Here is a 23,607-nt window from a genome sequence, read left to right as displayed (position 1 = left end):
TTAGACAACACAAACCTTGATATCCTGTTACGGACTAATTTATTTATATTAACTATCCATTAATAAAAAATTCAGAACAACTGATGAACAAGAGTCTCCCGTTGCTTACATCTCATTTTCCTTCGCTTATTGAGCGGAATGCCTGGTATGTTGACAAGACAATGTTCATTCCTCTTCTCGAAAAACAGAATTCCCCTGCGATATTTTTTCTCAGACCACGACGGTTTGGGAAATCCCTGTTCCTTTCTGTGCTGGATCATTACTATGGCAAACAATATGATGAAGATTTTGACAGACTTTTCGGCAACCTGTTTATTGGGAAACCGGAGAATGTAACTCCTCTTCGAAACGAATTCCTCATACTGAAATTTGATTTTTCGGCAATTGATACGGGTGACAGTGCACTGATCCGAGAGTCGTTTAATGCGAAAGTAAAGATCGGGTTCAACGATTTTAACTCTCATTATAACTTTCTCACAAAAGAGGAAATGGAGGAAATTTTGGAGGATTTACTTGTCTCCGGGAAGATTTCCGAGAGTCTGACACTTCAATACAATTTCGAAAAAGAGTTCACAAAAGCTGATGCTGTATCACTTTTGTTTTATATTGGACTTTTAACCATCGAAGATCATTTTGCCGGATTGATCACTTTCCGCATTCCTAACTATGTCGTAAAGCAGTTGTACAATAAGGTGGGGTAAAGGTTTGTATATTAATCTTTTGCGGCATTTCCGTTGCCGTTTGATCTGATTGACGATGAAAACGGTTTTGCATACATATTTGGAAAGCAAAAGAATTAAATATTGAGATTTTGAAAAAATTTGAAACAGATTATTAAATTAAGAATTGAGCTTTAATCATTCAAAAATAAAACTGACCTGAGGATAACATGGCAGATCATTTTGGTGGCAATTGGACAATAACGAAATTGAGAACACTAAATGACTATTTAGAAGCATACAAAAAAATTTTTGACAAGAATTTAAAGGCACAGTCATTCACGACTCATTACATTGATGCATTTGCAGGGAAGGGAGACCTCGTCTTTGAAGATAGCATTGAAGGCAACTTATTTGAGATGGAAGCACATTATCCCGGTAGTGCAAAGATTGCATTAGACATAAAAAGTCCTTTTCATCACTATCACTTTATCGAAAAAGACAGAAGCCGGTGTCAAAAGCTTGAAGAACTAAAAAGACAATATGCTTGGGCAAAAGATCGAGTTCATATTTATAATGGTGATTGCACACAGGAGCTCACGAAAATATTGAAAAGTTTTCATATCACTAAAGACAGGGCGGTCATTTTCCTGGACCCGTTTGGAATGCATGTGGAATTTGATCTCCTGAAGACAATCGCTAAAACAAAAATGGTGGATTTGTGGATTCTCGTACCTCATGCAGTCGGATTTATGCGTCAACTACAAAAAGATGGAGAAATTATAGACTCAGTCAGGGGAAAATTAGACCGTGTTTTCGGTGAAACGGATTGGTTCGAAAAGTTTTACAAAGAATACTCGGTTGAAAATTTGTTCGGTGAAGAAGAGACAATCTTAATAAAAGCTGTTAATGAGAAAGAATTGATAGAATATTATGTCTCAAGATTAGGCGAAATTTTTCATAAAGTTGCACCAAATCCTTTGATCTTGAAAAATACTAAAAATATTCCTATCTTCGCCTTGTGTTTTGCTGCTTCAAACGAAAAAGGTTCAGAAACTGCGATCAACATTGCTCGACATCTAATTGAAAAGAAACATGGCTGATAAAAGTTTAATTGAGTGGACTAACGCTACATGGAATCCCGTAACCGGATGTGACAAAGTAAGTTCCGGGTGTAAAAATTGCTATGCCGAAAAAATGGCCAAACGGTTACAATTGATGGGACAGCCAAATTACAAAAACGGATTTAAGTTGACGCTCCAACCTGCTACCCTGGACATTCCACTGAAATGGAAGACACCTCGTCTGATTTTTGTAAATTCAATGAGTGATCTTTTCCACGAGGATGTGCCTTTTGATTATATCTTAAAGGTTTTTCAAGTAATGAATCAAGCCTCGTGGCATGTATTCCAAATTCTTACGAAAAGACACGAGAGGTTGTTGGAACTTAGTAAAAAATTGCCCTGGTCTGAAAACATCTGGATGGGGGTTAGTGTTGAGTCTCAAACATATGTAAAAAGAGTTGATTACCTCAGACAAACAAACGCATTCACGAAGTTTTTGTCGATTGAACCATTAATCGGGGAAATTAACAAAATTGATCTTGAAGGGATAGACTGGGTGATTGTGGGAGGGGAATCAGGACCTAAAGCAAGAGAACTTAAGGAAGAATGGGTTACAAAATTACGAGACATCTGCAATGTGGCTGATGTACCTTTCTTTTTCAAGCAGTGGGGCGGTACTAGAAAGCACAAAACAGGAAGAGAATTACAAGGTCGTTTGCATAACGATATGCCCCGAAGACATATGTTTTTGACATAAAATCTGCGGTTTGGTAAACAAGCAGCAGTTGTCTTAACTCTTCGTTTAATTTTCCCCCGTCTGATGTAAAATAAGAAACGCCCCAGTTAAGGGGCGTTGGGCCTAAGATGCTATCTTAAGGGGGGTAAATCTGAATGCAAAATTGCTAAATTTTTTATAAATATCCAAATCACAATCGACACGGGGTTTTGCATAAGTTACAGTTAACTCCTTCCCTCCTTTCCCCTTTCCATAACAGCTCATATTTCATATCTTTGCCGTTTATTTAATGAAGATTTTGTATTTAATAACAAATAAATAGAGTTACATGTCTAAAATCAAAGTAGCAGTTCTCGGTGCCACCGGCAGTGTGGGGCAGAAATTTATTCAACTTCTTGAAGATCATCCTTTTTTTGAATTGTGCGAACTTGGAGCTTCCGACCGCTCGGCGGGGAAGAAATACAAGGATGCAGTCAACTGGTTTATGGCGTCCCCGATTCCGAAAGGGGTGGGAGACCTGATTGTAAAGAATTGTGAGCCCCCATTTGAGAGCAGGATTGTTTTTTCGGGACTTGATTCTTCCGTAGCGGGTGAAATTGAAGAGAATTTTGCCAAAGCAGGTTACATCGTTGTCTCCAATTCGAGAAATCACCGCTTTGATCCCGATGTACCGCTTCTCGTACCTGAAGTTAATGCGGATCACCTGCAGCTCCTTTCGATTCAAAAGTACAACGGCGGTGCAATAGTTACCAACCCCAACTGTTCAACAATCGGAATGGTGATGGCGCTAAAACCTCTTTTTGACAATTTTGGACTTGAAGCCGTGAATGTGGTCACGATGCAGGCTCTTTCAGGTGCCGGTTATCCCGGAGTTTCGGGACTTGACTCCACTGATAATGTCATCCCGTTTATCAGCGGCGAAGAAGAGAAGCTCGAAACCGAACCCCTGAAAATTCTTGGAGCTTTTAACGGATCGGGGATTACGAACACCGACATCAAAATCAGTGCTTCCACCAACAGAGTGCCGGTTCTCGACGGTCACACCGAATCTGTTCAGGTTAAACTGAAAAACAAAGCTTCAAAGGGTGATATTTTGAAGGTCTGGGAGGAATTCTCTGCTGAACCTCAGTCTCTTCAACTTCCCTTTGCACCCGTTAAACCGTTGCATTATTTCCATGAGGATAAATATCCTCAGCCGCGACTCCACAGAAACATCGATAAAGGGATGGCAACCTCTGTCGGAAGGCTTCGTGACTGTAACCTGTTCGATTACAAGTTTACAGTTCTTTCCCACAATACGGTCAGAGGTGCTGCCGGTGGAGCAATACTTTGTGCCGAATTGATGGTGAAAAAGGGTTTAATCTAACCGTCTTACTTTAAAATCAAAAGTGCCGAAGGACTTCTCCGGCACTTTTTCTTTTTAAATACACAGGTGAATTCGGACGGGGCTATTTTTTCAGAATTTCTCTCAAGACCCGCTTTGTGTCATCGGGAAAGTCATTTTTAAGGATCCACTCTGCGTACCCTCTCTCGTCTTTCACCCTTTTGCCGATATGTTTGCCAAAATTATAGACAACTTCCCCCTTCTCGTTATAAACCAGCTTCCCTGAAATGTCGGCATTTTTGCTTCTTCCCACTCCCAGATATTGTGCAATTTCTTCGGGAGTGTCTCCAACATCGTTGTATTTTTCAAGTTGAGCGATAAACACCTCCATAGTGGCGGTGATGTCAGCCTCGGCAGAGTGTGCGCCCACCATTTTCTTGCCACAGTAATAGCGGTATGCATCCACCAGACGGCGGGTATCCGCAGGGTTGCCGGGATTTCTTGGTTCCTTCTTTGCATAAAGCAGATACGGATCGATTGCAACAGTTCCTTCCGCGGGGAATTCGATTCCACATCTTTTAAATTCCTGCTTGATGAGAGGAAGGTCGTAGCTTAAAATATTATACCCTGAAATGTCGCAGGAGTCGAAAATCTTAAGAAGTGAATTTGCGATTTCGGGAAATGTCTTCTCGTTAGCCACCATCAAATCATAAATGCCGTGAATTTTACTCGAATCTGCGGGGATGCTTCTTTCGGGATTCACGAGCACCGTTTTGATCTCCCGTCGCTGATCGGGGTAGAGTTTTAACAGCGATATTTCAACGATTCTGTCTTTTTCGACATCAATCCCCGTGGTTTCCAGGTCAAAAAATACAATTGGTCGTTTTAATTTTAATCTCATTTTGCCTTTCGCAAATATTTGTAAAGCAAAAATATCAAAGATTTTGCTCCCTGACGAAAAAATATTGTTAAGGGGGTATTTTTTATTTGTATATACAACCATTTCATATTATATTTGTGGTATATGGAAGAAAAAAGTTCTAAATTTTGCAAGTGCCTTTACTACTCGTCCAATACGCTGGCGCGGATAGTTACGAAAATGGCTGATGAAGAGTTTGCCCGCACTGGACTGACGACTTCATTTGCTTTTCTTGTAATGTCCGTTGTAGAGCAACCGGGTATTCAACCGATGGATTTGAGTAAAATTATGATGCTCAATCCTTCGACAATAACCCGTTTGATAGAGAAACTGGAACAAAAGGGGCTCGTTTCGAGAGAAACAGAGGGGAAGTTTACAAGAATTTATCCAACCGAGGCAGGCAAGGAAATGGAGCCTGTTGTAAAGGAGTGCTGGATGAATTTTTACAAACGGTACACAAAAACTCTCGGCGAAACTCATGCAAACCTGCTTACAGTATCGATTTTTGACGCAGCAGTTAAACTTGACAATGCCTGATTTTTTTATCCCCATATTTGTATGTAAAAACAATCATTTTTAATAACCAAAGGAGCAGCCATGTTTGTAATAACAGGAGCAACCGGTAACACCGGTAAAATAATCGCAACCCGACTACTTGAAGCCGGCAAAAGTGTAAAACTTATCGGCAGAGACCCCGAAAAGGCAAATGATCTAATTACCAAAGGTGCTGAATTCGCAAAGGGGAGCCTTGACGATGTTGAATTTCTTACTACGGCATTTGAAGGTGCAGCAGCAGTTTATGCAATGATTCCACCTGCCTACAGGGAACCAGATTTTTACGGCTTTCAAACGAAAACAGTTGATACACTGGCAACAGCAATCAAAAATTCGGGCGTAAAATATGCAGTGTCCCTGAGCAGTCTTGGAGCGCAGCTCTCAGAAGACACAGGCGTTGTTTTCGGATTGCATTATATGGAAGAGGAATTCAACAAAATTGAAGGGTTAAATGTCCTTCACCTCAGACCCACATTTTTCATGGAGAACCTTTTTGGTCAGATTCCCCTAATTAAGGAGAGCGGTATCATGGGCTCACCTGTCCTCGCAAACATTAAAATGCCTATGATTGCGACTGTCGATATCGGAAACTACGGTGCCGAAAGAATTCTTAAACTCGATTTTACAGGGAAGTCCGCTCAATATCTTCTCGGTGAAAGAGACCTGACCTATCCTGAGATTGCCTCCATTCTCGGAAAAGCCATTGGCAAACCCAACCTCTCCTATATTGAATTCCCGTTCGAAGGGATGATTGCTTCCATGGTGCAGATGGGTGTTGGTGAAAGCATGGCAAACCGCATGGCTCTTTTCCTGCAGGTCGCCAACACCGGTAGGATTACAGAGGGTGTAATCAGAGATGCAGAGAGCACAACTCCAACCAGCATAGAAGAGTTCGCCAAAACATTCGCTTATGTTTATAACTCGTAGCGAAAGCGTTTAGCCGTCTTTTCAATTATAAGGCTGTTCGAATATCATGTTCGAGCAGCCTTTTTTGTTTCTCCCGCCGTAGCTCAAACTGAGACCCACAAGAAGCAGTACACCAGCCTGTAACACAAATCACAACCTCCTTAATAATGAATATTTTCGCTTGTTATTTAAATTATTTTTACGATTTTAATACCCGTATTTAATAATATTTAACCGAGATATAATATGAAGAAGACACTTCTACTCATTGCAATGTTTTGTCTTACCTTGAACGCCCAGTTGTGGCGAGGACAGACAATTAATCCGCCCTACCGGCTCAACGATGTCGATTTTCAAACAGATATTGGTATGGCAGTCGGAGAGGGCGGAGCTGTATTTATAAAGCTGGGTGATTCCCCCTGGACGATTTTCCGAACGGGGGCTCAAACCGAGTGGTTGAATGCCGTGGACATAGTCGGATCCAATGCATGGGCAGTTGGAGAAAATGGAGTAGTATTGAAATTTAACTTCAATACACAGGAATGGACCCAAATACAGTTGAACACTAACGAAAACCTTAAGAAGGTTTATTTTGCCGGTCCTGATATAGGCTATATCGTCGGATATGGAAGTACACTATTCAAGACCACCAATGCCGGAGCAACCTGGACAAAGCAGAACTTCAACTCCAATGAATACCAGTTGACATCCATTGCATACGGAACCGACATGTTCGGTGCCATGGGTTCCCTTGCGGCTTCTTCCACAATCAGCAGATTGCTCGTTACCGAAAACGGAGGTGCCGGATATCTTCCGCTTTCGCTTCCCTATGTCGGAGCGATATTTAATGTTTCCGTCCCAAACGATCAGGTCATTTATGCAGCCGGCGAGTTTGGATTGCTGAAATCAACCAACCGGGGACTTTCCTGGATTAATCTGACTCCCAACATTCCGGGTTTTATATATCCCGGTGACATGTTTTTCTTCGATGCAATGCGGGGTGTAATTGTATTGAACGACGGAATAATTCACAAAACAACCGATGGAGGAGCGACATGGAACCACGAAAATGTTTTTCCTTATAATAGCAATGTTGCATTGGGACTGTACACACAAGATCTTGAAAACATTCATGTGGTCGGTTATGGAACAATGCAGGCATGGCAGAGGAGAGCGCCCTTGATGCTTTGGCTCGAGGATGTTGCGCTTTTTGCGGGCGACACGGTAAAAATACCGCTAAAAATCACAAACCCCAACGGATATAAACTGTACTCGGGACAGATTTACCTGAACAACTTTTCTCCCAAGCTCAAGTTTATAGGTGTTAAACCTGAGGCAGGTACTCTCATGAACACTTCGGGCTGGTCATTTTACACAAATCAGACCAACGAAAATCTTCGATTTATCTCTTACGGATCTGATTTTATTAACACCAATGGAATTCTATGTTACCTGCAATTCAAAGCGACTCCAACTGATCCGACAAAAAGAGATACTGTATTCATCAATTTCGACTCTGCATATTTTAACACAAATGATTACCCTGTTATGACAAAAGCCGGAAAGGTTGTGATAAAGACCCGGTTCCCCGGTGATGTGGATCTGAACGGGGTTGTTCAGGCTTTTGATGCATCAATGGTGTTAAGATACCTGGTCAATCAGATAACCCTCGACGACGAACAGCGTGGAAATGCTGAGGTTACAAACAACAGCACAATCACTGCGGCCGATGCATCAACTATTGCACAATATGTTGCGGGGTTGATACCTTCACTTCCGTGGGGTAATTTCCCGCAGGCAGCCGGTACACCTCAGATTGTGGATGTTAATGCACCCTCAGGACAGATTATCGAAGTGCCGGTATACTTAAACAACCCGGAAAACCTGTTTACTCTCGAGGGAAATATTTCGTTTGATGCCACTGCTTTTAATTTTGAGGGATTGCAATTTGCCCCTCAATTTTCGGGTGCACTCCGGGAAGTACGACATGAGGATGGAGTGGTGAAATTCGCCATAGCATCGCTTCAGGAGGTTCCTTTAACACCCGGTATTCCCGTTGTTAAACTCCGTCTTTCATATAACGGCAGCTTGAACAACGGCCAAAGTACGGTGAGTTTTACAAATCTCCGACTAAACGAAAACATTTTTATACCTGATGCCGGGCAGTCGATAATCCATATCGTAACCGGAATCACTGAGAGTGAAAATGTACCTCTCGAATTTGCGCTAAAACAGAATTACCCCAATCCGTTTAATCCAACAACAATGATCGCCTTCGCGCTCCCAAAAGAGGGCTTTGTCTCTCTCATTATCTACAACTCGTCGGGAGAAAAAGTAACTGAACTTATAAACAGAAATCTTGAAGCCGGCTACCATGAGATTGGATTCAGTGCCGCAGATTTGCCGAGCGGAATTTATCTCTATAAACTGACTGCAGGAAATAACACATCCACAAGAAAAATGATCCTGATGAAATAGAAAACTGAGAACTTGAGTGACTTGAGTACCTGAGTACTTGAGTCACTCTGGTACTCAAGTACTCACTTCATACCTGATTCATTCCGAAAACAATCTAATAATACCTTTCATTTATTAAATCTTCGTGTTATTATCTTCGGATTATAGATTTGCGATGTCTTTTCGACGAATTAATCGATTATTATTTTTTATTATAAAGAATAATCAGAGTCAAAAATCTCATCATCAGGAGAACAGCAATGAAAATGATCGCATTATTTATACTATTGGCATCAACTCTGGCATTCAGTCAGATACCGAACGGTGATTTTGAAACATGGAACAGCGACGGTCCCTCGGGATGGGCAACACCAAATGCTCCAATGTTACCGCAGTTGGTTACTCAATCACCCAATGCAAAAACAGGCAGTTTTGCCGTAAAAGGAGAAGTGGTTCAGTGGTCACCGGGTCTCGTCGTGGCTCCCTTCATCCAGTCGGGTGACGATGCCTCCGGTTTTCCATATACCCAAAGGCCTGTCAAGTTTACCGGCAACTACATACTCAACCCTGTGGGGAGTGACAGACTTTCCGTATCAGTGTTGTTGATGAAAAACGGTGAACTGGTTGGAATCGCAGCCCGTACATATTCTACTGCAACACAAAACTATCTGCCACTTGAAGTACCGTTTCAGTACATGAACGATGACACACCGGATACCTGCGTAGTTACAATCAGCATTATCGGTCCTGTAGCGGGAAGTGACTACCACCTCGGAACCTCATTTCTTGTCGACGACCTGAAGTTTTCCGATTCCCCTGTTTCAGTAGAAGAAGAACTTAACAATCCGAAAGCCTTCAGTTTAATGCAAAATTATCCTAATCCTTTCAATCCGTCTACTGTTATCAGATTTAACCTGCAGGCAAGTGGAATGGTTGAACTGGGTATATTCAATGCAGCAGGTGAAAAAGTGGCAGAACTCGTGAACGGTCAGATGGAGTCGGGCAATCACGAAATAAGTTTTAATGCGCAGAATCTGCCGAGTGGCACCTATTTTTATCGCCTTACATCAGGGAACATCACTGAAACAAAGAAAATGCTCCTTATAAAGTGAAAAAGGGCCTTTCTTCAGGTCTCAGTTAAAGAGGAAGTATAAAAAAAAGGAATTGATGACTTCTCTCCGGGGCTCAATTCCTTTTTTCTTTTATTCTGCACCCCCTGTTTTATTTACCTTTCACAGTCATCTTCCGCTACATCCCTGTTTTAGTGGATAGTTCCCCCGATTTTCTTAAATTTAGAATTGTATTATTCTAAAAAACGGATTGACTATTATGATTTCAAAATATCGATTTTTCTCACTATTGGTTACACTGCTCATCATGTCGCATACGATTATCAAAGCACAGAAAGAAGATGAATTTCTAAACGCCTACTCTGACAAGAAACTTGGTTCGTTTGTCGAGAAAGGAAACACTGTTTTTCGTGTATTCGCTCCCAGAGCAGTATCTGCAACCCTTAAAATCTTCAAGAAAGTTGACGACGACTACGGTCAGGAACTGAAGATGGATAAAGACAATGACGGAGTCTGGGAAGCAACCATTCAGGGAGAGCAATATGGTTTATACTATGGTTATATCATTATAAATCCCGAGGACAGCGTACTTGAAAAATCAAAAGTGGTGATTCTCGATCCTTACGCAAAAGCAGTTGCAACATTCAATACCTATATGAACCCAAGGCTGGGAATTGTGGTGAAGGATGGTGGTTTCGACTGGGGAAAGGACAAATGGATTCAGAGAGACTGGAGAGACCTGATTGTTTACGAGATGCACTTAAGGGACCAGACTGCACACCCCTCGTCAGGAGCAAAAAACCCGGGTACCTACAAGGGGCTCATCGAAAAAGGGAAAAAGGGTGGTATCGACTACATCAATTCACTGAATGTTAATACTGTGGAGCTCCTTCCTGCTCAGGAATTCGGGAATATTGAAATACCCTACAGAGATGCAGAGCACAACAGATTTAACACATGGAATCCTTATGAGAGAAACCATTGGGGCTACATGACCGCTGCTTTCTTTGCTCCTGAAGCATATTATGCTGAAAACTGGGCAAAATTGAGATGGAATCAGTGGATGGGTCACGAAGACAAAGCCCGTCACGATTTCAAACAAATGGTAAAAGCTTTTCATAAAGAAGACATCGCTGTGATGATGGATGTGGTTTACAATCACATCTCCGAATATGAACTCGGAAGCTTTAAAGAAATTGACAAAAAATATTACTTCAGACTGAATGATGACGGCAGTTTTAAGGCTGAAAGCGGTTGCGGAAACGACTTCAGAACAGAAGCTCCAATGGCGAGAAGACTGATCATCGAAAGCCTGAAATACTGGATGACAGAATATCACATCGACGGTTTCAGATTCGATCTTGGAAAACTGATCGACTGGAAAACGATCGAAGAGATCATCAAAGAGTTAAGGAAAATAAATCCGCAGGTCGTTATTGTTTGTGAACCATGGGGTGGCGGCTATGATCCAAAAGGATTCTCCGAAAGGGAATGGGGTTCATGGAACGATCAGATCAGAAACGGTGTGAAGGGTGAAAATCCAAAAAACAACCTCGGTTGGATTTTCCAAAAGTGGTTCGGCGACAACTCCCCGCAAAGATTAAAAAGTTATGTAAACGGTACACTGATCAGGGATGAAAAAGGGCTCTTTGTAAAAAAAGAACATTCCGTGAATTATCTCGAGTCACACGACGGTTACACTCTGGGAGATTTTATCAGAATCGGACTTGGAGACCTTAAGGAAGGTGTCACAATTCTCGACATCGATAAAAACGCCAAACTCACCACCGAACAAATGAAACTTAACAAACTCGGTGCACTTTTCCTCTTCACCTCGCAGGGTATGACCATGATTCATGCAGGTCAGGAATTCGGGCGTTCGAAAGTAGTCCCCGCTGATGTCGATGTAAACGATCCTCTAAGAGGCAAGGTTGACCACAATACCTACGACAAAGACAACGAAGTAAACTACATCAACTACCGTCATGTCGAGATGAACAAAGAACTGGTTGACTATTATGCAGGTCTGGCAAAGCTCCGCTCTTCCTTCAAGGCGTTTAGAAGAGCTGACTATGAAGAAGTGAAATTCATGGATTTGAAAGATGAATTTACACTCGGATACGAACTTAATCACAACAAAGAACATTTTGTGGTGCTCTTCAACGCAAACCGGGACAAAAAAGTTGAATTCTCTCTTCCAAAAGGGGAGTTCGAAGTGCTGGTTAATGACAAAAAAGCAGGAACAAAGAGTCTCGGGAAAGCAAAAGGGAAAATTACACTTCCGGCTTCCTCGGGCGTGGTTCTAAGGAAAAAGTAATAACATATTCCGGATACCCGGTGGATGAAAGGAACTTGAGCCTGTCTCCTGTTCCTTTCATCCTTTTATTTTATTATACCAATCCGCTCGCTGTTTGAGCAAATTGCGATAAAACACACATTAGGGAACAATTTGACTCAAATTTCCATTTTATATTAATAATAGTGTATATTGGTACAAAATTCTAATTTTTTCGGAGAAGACATGCCTGCACCAAAGGCAAAAAGAAACAAGACAATTTCACTGACAGAAGAGCAGCTCGAGAATTATTCTGCGAAGTTAATCGATTTCAACGAAGCCGTTACCCTTGACAAGATACTTGATAAAACCATAAACCGTAATCTTTTTGATATTATCAAGTACCTTCCTGACGAGTTTGTTGATTTATTGATTATCGACCCGCCATACAATCTCGATCGTGATTTTGGTTCTGCCAAGTTCAGAAAACTTCCTGTGGAAGAGTACTCGATGTACCTCAGAAGCTGGCTCCCTCAGATGCTCAGACTCCTGAAACCCGAAGCCTCCATTTATATCTGCGGCGATTACCTTAGTTCACTCTCCATATTTTCAGTGGCCAGTGAATACTTCAAATTGCGAAACAGAATCACCTGGCAGAGAGACAAGGGGCGCGGAGCGAGCAAAAACTGGAAGAACTCGATGGAGGATATCTGGTTTTTCACGATGGGAAACGATTATACCTTTAACCTCGATGCCGTAAAAGAGAAAAGAGCTGTTATCGCTCCTTACAAAGAAGATGGTGAACCAAAGGACTGGATGGATTCAGACGAGGGGAGATTTAGAATGAGTCACCCTTCAAACATTTGGACTGATATCACAATTCCATACTGGTCGATGGCTGAGAATACCGAACATCCGACGCAGAAACCCGAAAAACTGATGGCAAAACTGATTCTTGCATCCTCTAACGAGGGGGATGTGATTTTCGATCCTTTCCTTGGTTCCGGGACCACTTCGGTTGTTGCCAAAAAACTGAACAGGCACTATGTCGGCATCGAAATCGACAAAAATTACGCGGCCACTGCTGAATACAGGCTCGAACTTGCCGAGGCTGACAATACCATTCAGGGGTACTTCGAGGGTGTATTCTGGGAGAGAAACTCACTGAAACATCAGAAAAAATCGAAGAAGAAGAACGACAGTGATAACGATGAAGAAGAAGGCGGTTTCTTTAACTTTATGTAAACATCAGGCAAAGACTCAAAAAACAACCTTTGGGTCTTTGCTTCATATCAAAAATTCACCTTGGTGGAAAGAGAAAGATTAACTGTCTCCTGTGAGAACGCGATAGAGGAAGCAATCACCAAAGACCTGTCAAAAATATGCGACCAGATTCCCACCCCATTACTCACATGCCAGAGTGTCGAAGATTCACCATTGTTGAATACCCGTCCTGCCTCGGAGAAAAGATACAGCCCTATATTAGATGTCACCAGGGTTTTAAGCCGTCCGAGTGATATTCTGAGCTCCGCACAGCCATACAGAGAAGCATCGCCGGAGAATCGTTCGTTCCTGAATCCCCTGAGATTTTTCGATCCGCCAAGGAATGCCGACATGAAAAACGGGAAGTCACCCGAAACCTTCTCTCCTGTCACCCTTAATGCCAGGGCAGAGTTCTTAAGTAGTGGAAGCGGGATGTAGCCCCTGACATCGAAATTGCCGGAGTATGTCTCTCCTCTTGTATCGAAGAATTTTGGAGTGTAAAAACCGGATGCCTTAAAGTAGTAACCCGCAAGAGGAAGATCAGGATGATCCCTTTTATCGATCAAGAACCCGGTACCAAAGGTAATTGTGGTGAGTACCCCAACTCCATATTGTCCCGCCGGAAAATTCACCAGGCCACCCGGGTAATTTACTTCAGTGTCATTTCTCGATAGCCTTATCTGATAGAAATTGTGTAATCCCGAAAAGAGATCATAATCAAGAGAAACTTCAGCTGCATAGTGAACCCTGGAGATATTATGTCCCCCTTTTGAGGAAAATTCCGAATCGAATGCTGTTTCATTCCCGTAACCGTAGTACCTGTTAAAATCGATGGATTTTCGAAATGCTTTGAAACCGATGGTCGTACCTTCAATGATTGAATTGAAGTAACCTTCGAATTCAGCATCATAGTCCTTTGGTCTCGTGGCATACGAAACAACAAATGAAATTTTTGAATCCCAGGGTTTCTTCCGAAAATCGTAATTAGTGAAAACGGGACCGCCCCCGAACTGGAGTCCGAGTGTACTCGAAAGATCAAAAACCGGATTAATACTCATCCCCCTGCCGTGCTGTGGAACCACAGGATCAAAAAACTCCTTAACTTCGTTTTCTGAGAAAGGTTTTTCTACTCTGAAAACAGTTCCGGGACCTTCAACCACCACAGTTGCAGGGTCATCGTCGAAAAAGATGTTTTTGTTCTCTGCCCTTCTGAACGGCAGAAAATTCAGGAACCAGCCTTCTACCTTTGAAGAGTCAATAAAATAATCTTTTCCTCTACCCCCGTCGATTCTGATAAGGGGACCTGACTCTGCGTATCCGGTGATCTTAACCTTGTCATCCCCTCCAACTAAATGGATTCTGATATCTTCCGTGATACGGCTGTCAAATTCCTTCTTGTAATGCACGGTTGTCTTCCCCTCCGGATCGGACTCCGGATTTGAGAAAGCAATAACCGTTGAAGTGTCAGTCCTGATTATCTCAACTTTGTCATTGAGGTCCGTGGAGAAAATATCAACCACCTTGTTGATATAATTGTAGTAACCTGCTGAAAATTCTTTCAAACTCCCACTTCTCTCAACAAGTTTGTTTTTCAGAGAAGCGGCGGCACCGGGGCGATACTCCTTGGGAAAACGGTTTAGAGCCGTGTCAAAAAGTTCATCTGTCAGTTTAGTCACTACGAAATTTGTAACAGAATCCCAGTCGTTACGGGAAATTTCGGAGAGGAACCTTTTATCGAGGAATCTGCCCGTCCGGGTTGCGAGGTCGGGAGAGGGGAACGAACCATTGAATGAGGTCCACTCGGGAAGAAGAAAGGAAGCCGCTTTTGGATACAGGCCATCGAATCGTGAGAATGCCTTGTCTCTGTTTTTTGGAAGAGGTTTCCAAATATAACCGCCGGAACTGGTGGATTTTACCCAGTCCCACTGATCAGGTCCTCTGTTCCAGTCATTCACAAACACATCAAACAGCCTTGCCTTCAAATAGGCGTTGCCGTCAACTTTTTCGTTTTGTTCTCTGAGCAGTCTTTCTATCAGATTTTCTGTCGAGATTACGGTGGTGTCAATCGACCTTGAGTCAATTTCAAGGGTACCGGGCAAATTCTTAAACTCGTCTCTGAAATCGCCCAGCTTAACATCATCCGGCATAAAACAGAGCAGCGGGGTTGAATGCAGGATGCCAAGGGAATCCATCATTGGTGAAAGTATCAGTGTGACGGCGGGGGGAGCGGCAGCCGTCATTTCTTGAAAAAACTTCCCGGCGAAAGTGTTTTTAAGATCGGGGTGAAGTGTAACATTGGTATTCTTGTTTAACGAGCGAAATTTCCAAATTTTGCCGCCACTTCCCTGCAAAAAGAGAGTAGAGGTTTCCGTGGAGTCATCCTTCCTTAAGGGGGTCAAACCACCGTCCAACTGTTTCAGGTCGAAGACGGGAAGTTTTACAAGGGTCGTCCAGAGGTCACGCCATAAGTCACCATATAGCATCCGGTGAATGCTCCCAGAGTTGTATTCTGCTCCGGCTGGGACTGTGATTGAATCGGGTTTCTGTGGTGATGCCGCAGAAAGGCACAAAAGGGAAAAAACCAGAATATGGAAGATTTTCAACGGCGATCTGAATTATTATTAAATAGAAACAAAATATATAAAAAGATTAAGTATCAGAGGCTGCCTTTATTGAGACAGCCTCTGAGCAAAACAGAAGATTATGATTTTTTAAAGACGATTCTTCCTCTGTCGTCAACTTCAGCTAAGACTGTATCACCATCAGAGATGTTTCCTGTAATCAGTTCCTGTGCTAGAGGGTTGATAACATATTTCTGAATGGTCCGTTTGAGTGGTCTGGCACCGAAAGTAAGGTCATAACCAAGGTCAGCAATCCAGTCTTCCGCCTCCTGAGAAATCGAGAAGGAGATCTCTTTTTTGGAGAGCATTTCTCTAACTGTCTCCAATTGGATCTCCACAATCTTTCTTATTTCAGAATGGCGCAGTGGTTTGAAGAGGATTACATCGTCAATCCTGTTGAGGAACTCGGGTCTTATGGTTTTCCTCAGCAGATCGGAGAGTTGCATCCTTAAAGTGCCCATCACCCTGTCGATATCTGCATCCTCCATATTTGTCAGGCTTTCCTGAATGATATGGGATCCAAGATTCGAAGTCATAATAATGATGGTGTTCTTGAAATCAACAGTCCGTCCCTGATTGTCGGTAAGTCTTCCGTCATCGAGAACCTGCAGCAGAACATTAAACACATCCGGGTGAGCCTTCTCGATTTCATCTAAAAGAATGACAGAGTAGGGTCTCCTCCTGACCGCTTCGGTAAGTTGACCACCTTCTTCGTAGCCGACATATCCCGGAGGTGCACCGATAAGCCGGGTAACGGAGAATTTCTCCATATACTCCGACATGTCTATTCTTATCATTGCATGTTCATCGTCAAAAAGGGCTTCCGCGAGGGCTTTTGCCAGTTCCGTTTTCCCGACACCGGTGGTACCGAGGAAAATAAAAGAACCAGTCGGTTTGTTGGCGTCCTGCAGCCCCGCTCTGGATCTTCTGACGGCATTCGCAACAGCATATACCGCTTCCTCCTGCCCGATAACCCGCTTGTGGAGCTGGGTTTCGAGGTTGATTAATTTTGCCCGTTCGCCTTCAAGCATCTTGGTAACCGGGATTCCTGTCCACCGTGAAACGATTTCTGCAACATCATCGGCTTCCACTTCCTCTTTCAGGAGCCGTTTTTCAGTTTGAACCTTGTTGAGATTATCCGTTTCTTCCTTAAGCTGTCTTTCGAGTTCGGGAAGTGTACCGTACCTGATCTCAGCCACTTTAGAGAGATTTCCCTCCCTTTCAAACATTTCGGAGTCGGCGCGGAGTTTTTCGATCTGCGATTTTATCTCACGGATATGCTGAATTTCCTCTTTTTCCTTCTCCCAATGGAGCCTGATTCCGCTTCTCTCCTCGGTGAGTTCAGCGAGTTCCTCATTGAGGTCTTCGAGCCTTTTCACGGAAGAATCGTCTTTTTCTCTCGAGAGAGCAACCTTTTCGATTTCGAGTTGTTTGATTTTTCTCTCGAGAATATCCAGTTCCTCGGGCATCGAATCGATTTCAATTCGAAGCCGTGAAGCGGATTCATCGATCAGGTCAATTGCCTTGTCGGGCAGAAACCTGTCGCTGATGTATCTATTGGAGAGTTGAACAGCGGCAACGATGGCACCGTCTGTAATTCTGACACCGTGATGCACTTCATATCTTTCCTTCAATCCTCTCAGGATTGAGATTGAGTCTTCCTCATTCGGTTCGGACACGATAACGGGCTGAAACCGTCTTTCGAGGGCGGCATCTTTTTCGATGTACTTTTTGTACTCATCAAGGGTGGTCGCACCAATGCAGTGGAGTTCTCCCCGTGCCAGTGCGGGTTTAAGTATGTTTGCAGCGTCCATTGCCCCATCGGTTTTTCCGGCACCGACAAGAGTGTGGAGTTCATCAATGAAAAGGACAATTTGTCCGTTCGAGTTCTGAACTTCCTTGATAACTGCCTTAAGTCTCTCCTCGAACTGTCCTCTGTATTGAGTTCCCGCAATAAGAGCTCCGATGTCGAGGGCGACAAGCTGTTTTGTTTTGATTGTCTCGGGAGCATCACCCGAAACAATTCGCTGTGCGATTCCTTCGGCGATAGCGGTTTTTCCAACTCCGGGTTCACCAATCAGCACAGGATTGTTTTTGGTTCTTCTTGAGAGCACCTGCATTACCCGTCTAATCTCGTCATTTCTGCCGATCACGGGGTCAAGTTTACCGGCACGGGCGAGATCGTTCAGGTTTCTGCCATATTTTTGAAGTGAAGCGTAAGTATCTTCCGCGTTTTGGGATGTTACTCTGCTCCCTCCTCTTATTCCTTCAACTGCACGGGAAAGGTCCTCTTTGGACACACCCGCATCTTTCAGGAGTCTTCCGGTCTCCCCGGGATCACCAGCGAGGGCAAGGAGCAAATGCTCGGTGGAGACAAACTCATCCTTGTACTCACTTGCGAGTTTCATTGCATTTTCAAAAAGACTTGAGGAGTTTGGCGAGAGTTTCAGGTCGCTTGCGGCACTTCCGGAGACTTTCGGAAGTTTATCCATTTCAGCTGATACTTTTATTCGAAGGCGGTCGGTGTTTGCTCCCGTTTTTTGGATCAGGGAATCGGCAATTCCACCTCTCTCTTCGATAAGAGCAGCGAGAATGTGTACGGGCTCTACTATTTGATTTCCGTAACTGCCGGCAATTTCAAGCCCTTTTTGGATGGCTTCCTGAGCTTTTACGGTAAACTTATTGATATTGAATGACATTTTAATTCCTCCAAACAAACCGCAGACAGTAATAACAAAACTGCGGAATTTGTTCTATTTTATGAGAGATTAATGAAAAATGATTTTCTTTGAGTTCAACAATCATTTCCATTAATTACAATCTGAAAATTAGACAAATTTCAGGATTAAAAAGTTCCTTTTATTCCCCTGCTTTTACGGGAAGCTCCAAAATAAACCGGGAACCGATTCCGGATTCGCTCTCGACGCGAATAGAGCCGCCGTTTTTTTCAGCAAATTCCTTACAGAGACCAAGGCCAAGCCCGGTGCCTTTTTCGCCTCTGGTACCCTTTTGGGATTTGATAACATTGGCATTAAAAATGTTGGCTCGGGTTTCTTCATCCATTCCGATACCGTTATCCTTCACTTCAATAAAAACTCTGTTTTCGTCAAGTCTCGAATTCAACTCAATTCTACCATTCTCATCGGTATATTTCAGGGCATTATTTACAAGATTCCGGATGACAATCTCGAGCATGATGCGGTCAGCAAAAGCTACAGCAGATCCCGGTATGTTGTTTATCAACCTGACTTTCTTTTCAGATGCCTGAATTTCGAACAGCTTTACTATCTTGGAAGCCACTTCCCAAACCGACACTTCCGAAGGATTAAAATCGAGCTTTCCGATTCTTGAAGCTGAAATGTAGAGAAGATTCTCAAGCAGGTCAAAAGATTTCCGTGCCGTCTCATTCAGCATGGTAATGTACTGGATTTTCTGACTGTCGGTCAGTTCGTAATAGTCTTCCCTCAGTACTTCACTTAATCCGAGAAAACTCTGGAACGGACTTCTAAGATCGTGTGCGATGATAGAAGAGAGTTTGTCCCTCGCCTCATTAAGTTCGATCAATTCCCTGTTCTTTGCTGAAAGTTCATTCGATTGCCGCTCGATCATTTCCTTGTTTTTTTGCAATTCAATATTGGTGTGCTCTTTCTTTTTGTTCATCCTCAAAAGCAACCATGCAGTCACAACAAGAAGAATGAGCAGGACAACAACACCTGAGATGATTAACCGCTGTGTTTCATTTTCAAAAGTCTTCCTCTGCAGGTCGGTCTCATATTTCTGGAATTGAAATTTATTCTTCAGTCCGATGAGTTTTCTGCTCATTTCCTCGTCCTGAATTTGCTGAGCAAAAAGAATATGCTTTTTAATGTAAAAATAAGCGGAGTCTGTTTTCCCCGAGCGTTCATAGATTTCGCTAAGGAGTTTGAAAATATCCCTCAGCAGTACTTTGTTGTTAATCGATTCGGCATCCTTGATACCCGATGACAGATATTGTTCCGCAGCAACGATATCATTTTGGGCAAGCCTCACCTCTCCAAGACCCTTAAGAGCTTCTGCCTCTCTGAGCATTATTTTTTCTTTTTGCGCAAGCTGATACATCTGTGTAAAATGCCCCTCGGCAACTTCGTAATTTTTCTGCTTAAGATAAAAATTGCCGATCCCCTTCAGTGAGAGAATCTCCCCCGGGACATACTTTGCTTTTTTATAGGTCTCGAGAGAAAGTTTCAAATAGTATATTGAAGAGTCGATATTGATCGGTTCGAAGGCATATCCAAGCCCCTGATATGCGTATCCGACAACCTGTGTGTCCTTTGAGGCGATAGCGTAGGGCAGACTTTCCCTGTAATACTGAATAGCTTCTTCGTGCTGGGATGTCTGGTCGTATACCTGTCCAATATTGGACAGACTGATGGTGATTCCATAATTATTGTTAATCTCTTTTTGCAGAGCGAGAGATTTCATATAGTATTCAAGGGCTTTATCATAGATTGCCCAGTTAAAATAAATTGTCCCCAGATTGTTCAGGGTTGAGGCATGGTGGTCGTTGTTGGAGAGTTTGCTTCTTACATCGAGAGCTTTATTGAAGAAAATAATGGCACTGTCAAAGTTCGATTCCTGCCAGTACATGAATCCCACATTATTCAGAGCCGACCCTACACCGGTTGAATCGCCTGTGACTTCGCAAACAGAGGCCGCTTTTTTAAATGAAGCAATGGCATTGTTGCGGTCCTTAAGTCTAAAATAGGTCTTCCCTTGATTATCAAGTCCTTTTCCCAGTTGAAGACTCAAGCCGTGTTCCTCGGCAATCGCCACCAGTTTTTTGTAGGAATTGAGTGCAGATTTATAATCACCCGTGACATAGTGATATTCTCCCGCAAGGGACAGAGCTTCAACCTGCTCTTCGGGGCGGTCGCTTCTGTTCGCCATATTAATCAGAGAATCGAGAAGTTTTGGATATACGGGGTCGTCACCCGGAGTTTTTTTAATCTCCTCTTTTAGTGACTTGTATTCAGATGAGATGGAATGTACCTCACCCTTGTCACAACCGGTTGTGATGAGCAGAAGAAGAAATATGGTGAGTGCCGGCAAAAATACCGGAAATAGTTTGTGCACAAGATTCCTGCTGAATTGAGTAACCCGAAATAAATTAAAAATCTTTTCGGCGTATCGAAACTTACTAAATTTTAAGCTATGAAATGTTACCAAAAAACCGTTAAAACCGGCAATTTTCAAGCTTTTTGCAATGTGTTGAATAATTATTTTCCCTGTTGAATTTTTAAACAGGGTTAATCCCTTGTTTTATAAGCGGTTAACTGGTTTCCTCATTTTGTGTGTTGAATATTTCCACACTTTCCCGAAGCCCTCATTTTGTTACAAATCCTGTAACCTGTTGTTTATAAATGAGTTAGAGGCTTTTAGGTTTTCTTGGCACGCTATTTGCATATATAAAAGCAGAAATGTAAAACAAGTGCTCGGGAAGGAGACTCAAAATGGTAGTTATATTAGTATTATTGACATTTGCTGTATTGATAGTATTAGACGGACACAGAAGCCGTAAACAGGTTACAGCGCATGACATAGTCATGGATCACGGAGGCTTGGGTCTCACGATGGCTGATGGAAAGCCTGAAGAGAAGAAAAAACAATAAGTTTCATAAAATAAACCTGCCTGATTAATTAATCGCACAGAAGCAGGGCGGTGGTCTCCGTCCTGCTTCAACTATTTTAAACAGTATTTATTTTGAGAGTATCATTTTCTTAACAGAGGTGAAGCCCTTTCCGCTCCCTGTTGCAATGACATTCAATCTGTAGAAGTAAACCCCCGCCGGCATGTTTAATGCGTTGAACTCAACTTTGTGAATCCCTTTTTCCACCGGACCATCGAGAAGTTGTGCCACTTTTTCACCAATAGAGTTATAAACAGCGAGGTTCGCAATTCCCTCTTCTTTCATGCTGTAGAATATCACAGTAGAAGGATTAAAAGGGTTGGGGTAGTTCTGATAAAGTGTGAAATCAAACAGCTCCACTGATATATCACCACCGTTGTAAAGCTTGAATGAACCATCGTGGTCTATTTGTTTAAGACGGTAACTGAAGACCCCTGTACCGGGATTTCTGTCAGTAAATGTGTATTCTGTCGGTAAAGTGGTGGTACCTTTTCCGGGGACGATTCCGGCTGTTATCCAGTCGCTTCCTCCTTTTACGGCTCTCTCAACAACAAACTCTCTGTTATTCAGCTCGGAAGCGGTTGCCCATTTAAGCACCACATCTCCGTTTTGTGTGAAGAGATCGAATGAAACGAGTTCCACAGGGAGTGATCCATCAGCGGTAAAGTTGAAATTGTTTGCAGGAGCAGTAACAGGTTTTGTACTCATCCTGTTTGCAGTAACAGCCTCGATATAGTAATATACCTTCGTTCCCGTTGACACTTCGGGGATATATCCCGCAACTGTGTCACCTGATAAAATCTGCATTGGTACCTGACTCCAGCCCGCGGTGGTGTCGAGGGTGTAATAAAGCTTTTTCGAGATGAGTGGCAACTTGCTTTTCATGTAAGCTTTTATCTGATAACCGCTTCCCGGTTCAGCCTTTCTGAATGCAAGTCTGTCGTGCACGATGTGAATCTGATCAACAACTCCGATTTCCTTCGTTATGCAATGAATGGCACCACTTGCGGGAATGATGGAATTACAGTTGATCCCCACCACATCGTATCCGGGAAGAGCCTCTCTGTATATCCTCAAAGCGGTGGAGTCGTAACGCAGGTCATAGGTCGGGACAATTACAGTTTTATTCACAAAAACGGAGTTTGTGAAGGTTCTGTAGTCGCCACCCTGGCTTGGGTACTGGTTGCTGCCGTCCGGTGGCATGGGAATTCTGACAACCTTATAAGGTCTTCCGAAAGGTGTGAGAAAATTATTGAGGACATATTGAAGATTCAATTCAATTTGGGGACCATCTGATACACCTTGGGGGTACTGCCCCACGAGAAGAGTTTCCTCATCAAGCAGTTTCATGTGCATGTCTATATGATGTATGCCGTCATAAGGGAGGACATCCATCTTGGCATATCTGTTGATTCCCATGAAGTCTGCCATGATCGCATTGATCTGTGCATCGGTTTTATTTGTGTTCTCATTTACGATAAGCTTAGATGAAAAAGCAGTACCCAACCCATCCACCATAAAGTTGCCTCCGGTGGCAACTAAACGGTACGGTTCGTTTATTGTCTGATACAGAGGCAAACCCGACCATGTGGAGAAGACCTGCGAAATAACATCATCACTGGGTCTGGGACGGTTATAAACCCAGTCGACCAGTACGAGTGAATCGACACCGCCGCCATAAACCGCCCATGGACCGTAATCCCTGATCCAAATTGAATTGAAAGCAGCCTGAATAAACTTAAGATTCCGGATTGGAACTCCGCCCGAAGTCAGGTAGGTCTTTACAGAATTTGAATCGCTGCAGACGATAACGACGAGGCACTCCTCCTGAGCATAATCGACTATTTGTCGAAGAATCGACTGATAACTTGTCCATGTGATCAAAATCGAACTCAGGGTTTCCCATTCTGCCATCGTTCTCACGGGGAACGGCGGGGGCGTTGTAAATGCCTCAGTTGATGACGGGAAGCGATAATCCTTCATCATCTCCTGTTCGGCAGGAGTCATTCCTTTTGGAAGGTCCTGCGATACAACCTGAACTTGAAGGAGAAAAAAGGAGACGAGCAGAATCAGTTTTAAATTCATGTTTTTA

The 23,607-nt window shown here is 43.0% G+C and carries 16 protein-coding genes; 11 read left to right on the top strand and 5 right to left on the bottom strand.

Annotated features, from left to right (window positions below; all coding sequences use genetic code 11):
* Nucleotides 1-83 precede the first annotated feature (83 nt).
* From J0L60_03125 to asd, 4 genes are all read left to right on the top strand, one after another.
* Nucleotides 84-701 (top strand): AAA family ATPase, encoded by a 618-nt coding sequence (locus tag J0L60_03125; protein ID MBN8545103.1) that lies wholly within the window; start codon nt 84-86, stop codon nt 699-701.
* Nucleotides 702-889: 188 nt separating this feature from the next.
* Nucleotides 890-1,762, top strand: coding sequence for a three-Cys-motif partner protein TcmP (gene tcmP, locus J0L60_03120; protein MBN8545102.1), 873 nt, complete (start codon nt 890-892; stop codon nt 1,760-1,762).
* On the top strand, nt 1,755-2,480 hold the full coding sequence (locus tag J0L60_03115; GenBank protein ID MBN8545101.1) for a phage Gp37/Gp68 family protein: 726 nt from the start codon (nt 1,755-1,757) through the stop codon (nt 2,478-2,480). The genes tcmP and J0L60_03115 overlap by 8 nt, the downstream gene beginning before the upstream one ends.
* Nucleotides 2,481-2,787: 307 nt before the next feature.
* Nucleotides 2,788-3,825, top strand: a complete 1,038-nt coding sequence (gene asd, locus J0L60_03110) for an aspartate-semialdehyde dehydrogenase (GenBank protein MBN8545100.1) — start codon at nt 2,788-2,790, stop codon at nt 3,823-3,825.
* 82 nt (nt 3,826-3,907) lie between these two features.
* Here the strand turns inward: asd and J0L60_03105 are convergent, their stop codons facing one another.
* Nucleotides 3,908-4,684: a 3'-5' exonuclease gene (locus J0L60_03105; GenBank protein ID MBN8545099.1), complete on the bottom strand. Its 777-nt coding sequence runs from the start codon at nt 4,682-4,684 to the stop codon at nt 3,908-3,910.
* Nucleotides 4,685-4,807: 123 nt separating this feature from the next.
* Here J0L60_03105 and J0L60_03100 point away from each other — a divergent pair, with 123 nt between their 5' ends.
* From J0L60_03100 to J0L60_03075, 6 genes are all read left to right on the top strand, one after another.
* A complete protein-coding gene (locus tag J0L60_03100) occupies nt 4,808-5,239 on the top strand; it encodes a MarR family transcriptional regulator (GenBank protein MBN8545098.1) in 432 nt (143 codons plus the stop codon).
* A 60-nt stretch (nt 5,240-5,299) separates the two neighbouring features.
* On the top strand, nt 5,300-6,184 hold the full coding sequence (locus J0L60_03095) for an NmrA family NAD(P)-binding protein (protein ID MBN8545097.1): 885 nt from the start codon (nt 5,300-5,302) through the stop codon (nt 6,182-6,184).
* 225 nt (nt 6,185-6,409) lie between these two features.
* Nucleotides 6,410-8,641: a T9SS type A sorting domain-containing protein gene (locus J0L60_03090; GenBank protein ID MBN8545096.1), complete on the top strand. Its 2,232-nt coding sequence runs from the start codon at nt 6,410-6,412 to the stop codon at nt 8,639-8,641.
* Between the two features lie 239 nt (nt 8,642-8,880).
* Entirely contained in the window at nt 8,881-9,732 is an 852-nt protein-coding gene (locus J0L60_03085; GenBank protein MBN8545095.1) for a T9SS type A sorting domain-containing protein, read from the top strand.
* Nucleotides 9,733-9,949: 217 nt separating this feature from the next.
* Complete coding sequence (locus J0L60_03080) at nt 9,950-12,007, top strand: pullulanase (GenBank protein ID MBN8545094.1); 2,058 nt, start codon at nt 9,950-9,952, stop codon at nt 12,005-12,007.
* A 204-nt stretch (nt 12,008-12,211) separates the two neighbouring features.
* Complete coding sequence (locus tag J0L60_03075; protein ID MBN8545093.1) at nt 12,212-13,210, top strand: site-specific DNA-methyltransferase; 999 nt, start codon at nt 12,212-12,214, stop codon at nt 13,208-13,210.
* Nucleotides 13,211-13,257: 47 nt separating this feature from the next.
* Here J0L60_03075 and J0L60_03070 read toward each other — a convergent pair whose 3' ends face one another.
* The 3 genes from J0L60_03070 to J0L60_03060 all read right to left on the bottom strand — a co-directional run bounded on the left by J0L60_03070 (nt 13,258) and on the right by J0L60_03060 (nt 20,961).
* Entirely contained in the window at nt 13,258-15,831 is a 2,574-nt protein-coding gene (locus tag J0L60_03070; GenBank protein ID MBN8545092.1) for a BamA/TamA family outer membrane protein, read from the bottom strand.
* Between the two features lie 98 nt (nt 15,832-15,929).
* Nucleotides 15,930-18,548 carry an ATP-dependent chaperone ClpB gene (gene clpB, locus J0L60_03065; protein ID MBN8545091.1) on the bottom strand — a complete coding sequence of 873 codons (2,619 nt, stop codon included), beginning with the start codon at nt 18,546-18,548 and terminating at the stop codon, nt 15,930-15,932.
* A 160-nt stretch (nt 18,549-18,708) separates the two neighbouring features.
* On the bottom strand, nt 18,709-20,961 hold the full coding sequence (locus J0L60_03060; GenBank protein MBN8545090.1) for a tetratricopeptide repeat-containing sensor histidine kinase: 2,253 nt from the start codon (nt 20,959-20,961) through the stop codon (nt 18,709-18,711).
* Between the two features lie 377 nt (nt 20,962-21,338).
* Here J0L60_03060 and J0L60_03055 point away from each other — a divergent pair, with 377 nt between their 5' ends.
* Entirely contained in the window at nt 21,339-21,497 is a 159-nt protein-coding gene (locus J0L60_03055; GenBank protein ID MBN8545089.1) for a hypothetical protein, read from the top strand.
* A gap of 87 nt (nt 21,498-21,584) precedes the next feature.
* Here the strand turns inward: J0L60_03055 and J0L60_03050 are convergent, their stop codons facing one another.
* Nucleotides 21,585-23,600, bottom strand: coding sequence for an agmatine deiminase family protein (locus tag J0L60_03050; GenBank protein ID MBN8545088.1), 2,016 nt, complete (start codon nt 23,598-23,600; stop codon nt 21,585-21,587).
* Nucleotides 23,601-23,607: the final 7 nt, after the last annotated feature.

The sequence above is a fragment of the Ignavibacteria bacterium genome, from assembly GCA_017302895.1.
GTDB lineage: Bacteria > Bacteroidota > Ignavibacteria > Ignavibacteriales > Ignavibacteriaceae > UTCHB3.
Note: the sequence above shows the minus strand (reverse complement) of the source record. Positions and strands in the feature narration are given on the sequence as shown.

Coding starts and splice junctions, on each gene's coding strand:
- J0L60_03085 (MBN8545095.1), top strand. CDS start 8,881: ATGAAAATGATCGCATTATTTATACTATTGGCATCAACTCTGGCATTC.
- tcmP (MBN8545102.1), top strand. CDS start 890: ATGGCAGATCATTTTGGTGGCAATTGGACAATAACGAAATTGAGAACA.
- J0L60_03100 (MBN8545098.1), top strand. CDS start 4,808: ATGGAAGAAAAAAGTTCTAAATTTTGCAAGTGCCTTTACTACTCGTCC.
- J0L60_03055 (MBN8545089.1), top strand. CDS start 21,339: ATGGTAGTTATATTAGTATTATTGACATTTGCTGTATTGATAGTATTA.
- J0L60_03090 (MBN8545096.1), top strand. CDS start 6,410: ATGAAGAAGACACTTCTACTCATTGCAATGTTTTGTCTTACCTTGAAC.
- J0L60_03125 (MBN8545103.1), top strand. CDS start 84: ATGAACAAGAGTCTCCCGTTGCTTACATCTCATTTTCCTTCGCTTATT.
- J0L60_03075 (MBN8545093.1), top strand. CDS start 12,212: ATGCCTGCACCAAAGGCAAAAAGAAACAAGACAATTTCACTGACAGAA.
- J0L60_03115 (MBN8545101.1), top strand. CDS start 1,755: ATGGCTGATAAAAGTTTAATTGAGTGGACTAACGCTACATGGAATCCC.
- J0L60_03095 (MBN8545097.1), top strand. CDS start 5,300: ATGTTTGTAATAACAGGAGCAACCGGTAACACCGGTAAAATAATCGCA.
- clpB (MBN8545091.1), bottom strand. CDS start 18,548: ATGTCATTCAATATCAATAAGTTTACCGTAAAAGCTCAGGAAGCCATC.
- J0L60_03080 (MBN8545094.1), top strand. CDS start 9,950: ATGATTTCAAAATATCGATTTTTCTCACTATTGGTTACACTGCTCATC.
- J0L60_03050 (MBN8545088.1), bottom strand. CDS start 23,600: ATGAATTTAAAACTGATTCTGCTCGTCTCCTTTTTTCTCCTTCAAGTT.
- J0L60_03105 (MBN8545099.1), bottom strand. CDS start 4,684: ATGAGATTAAAATTAAAACGACCAATTGTATTTTTTGACCTGGAAACC.
- asd (MBN8545100.1), top strand. CDS start 2,788: ATGTCTAAAATCAAAGTAGCAGTTCTCGGTGCCACCGGCAGTGTGGGG.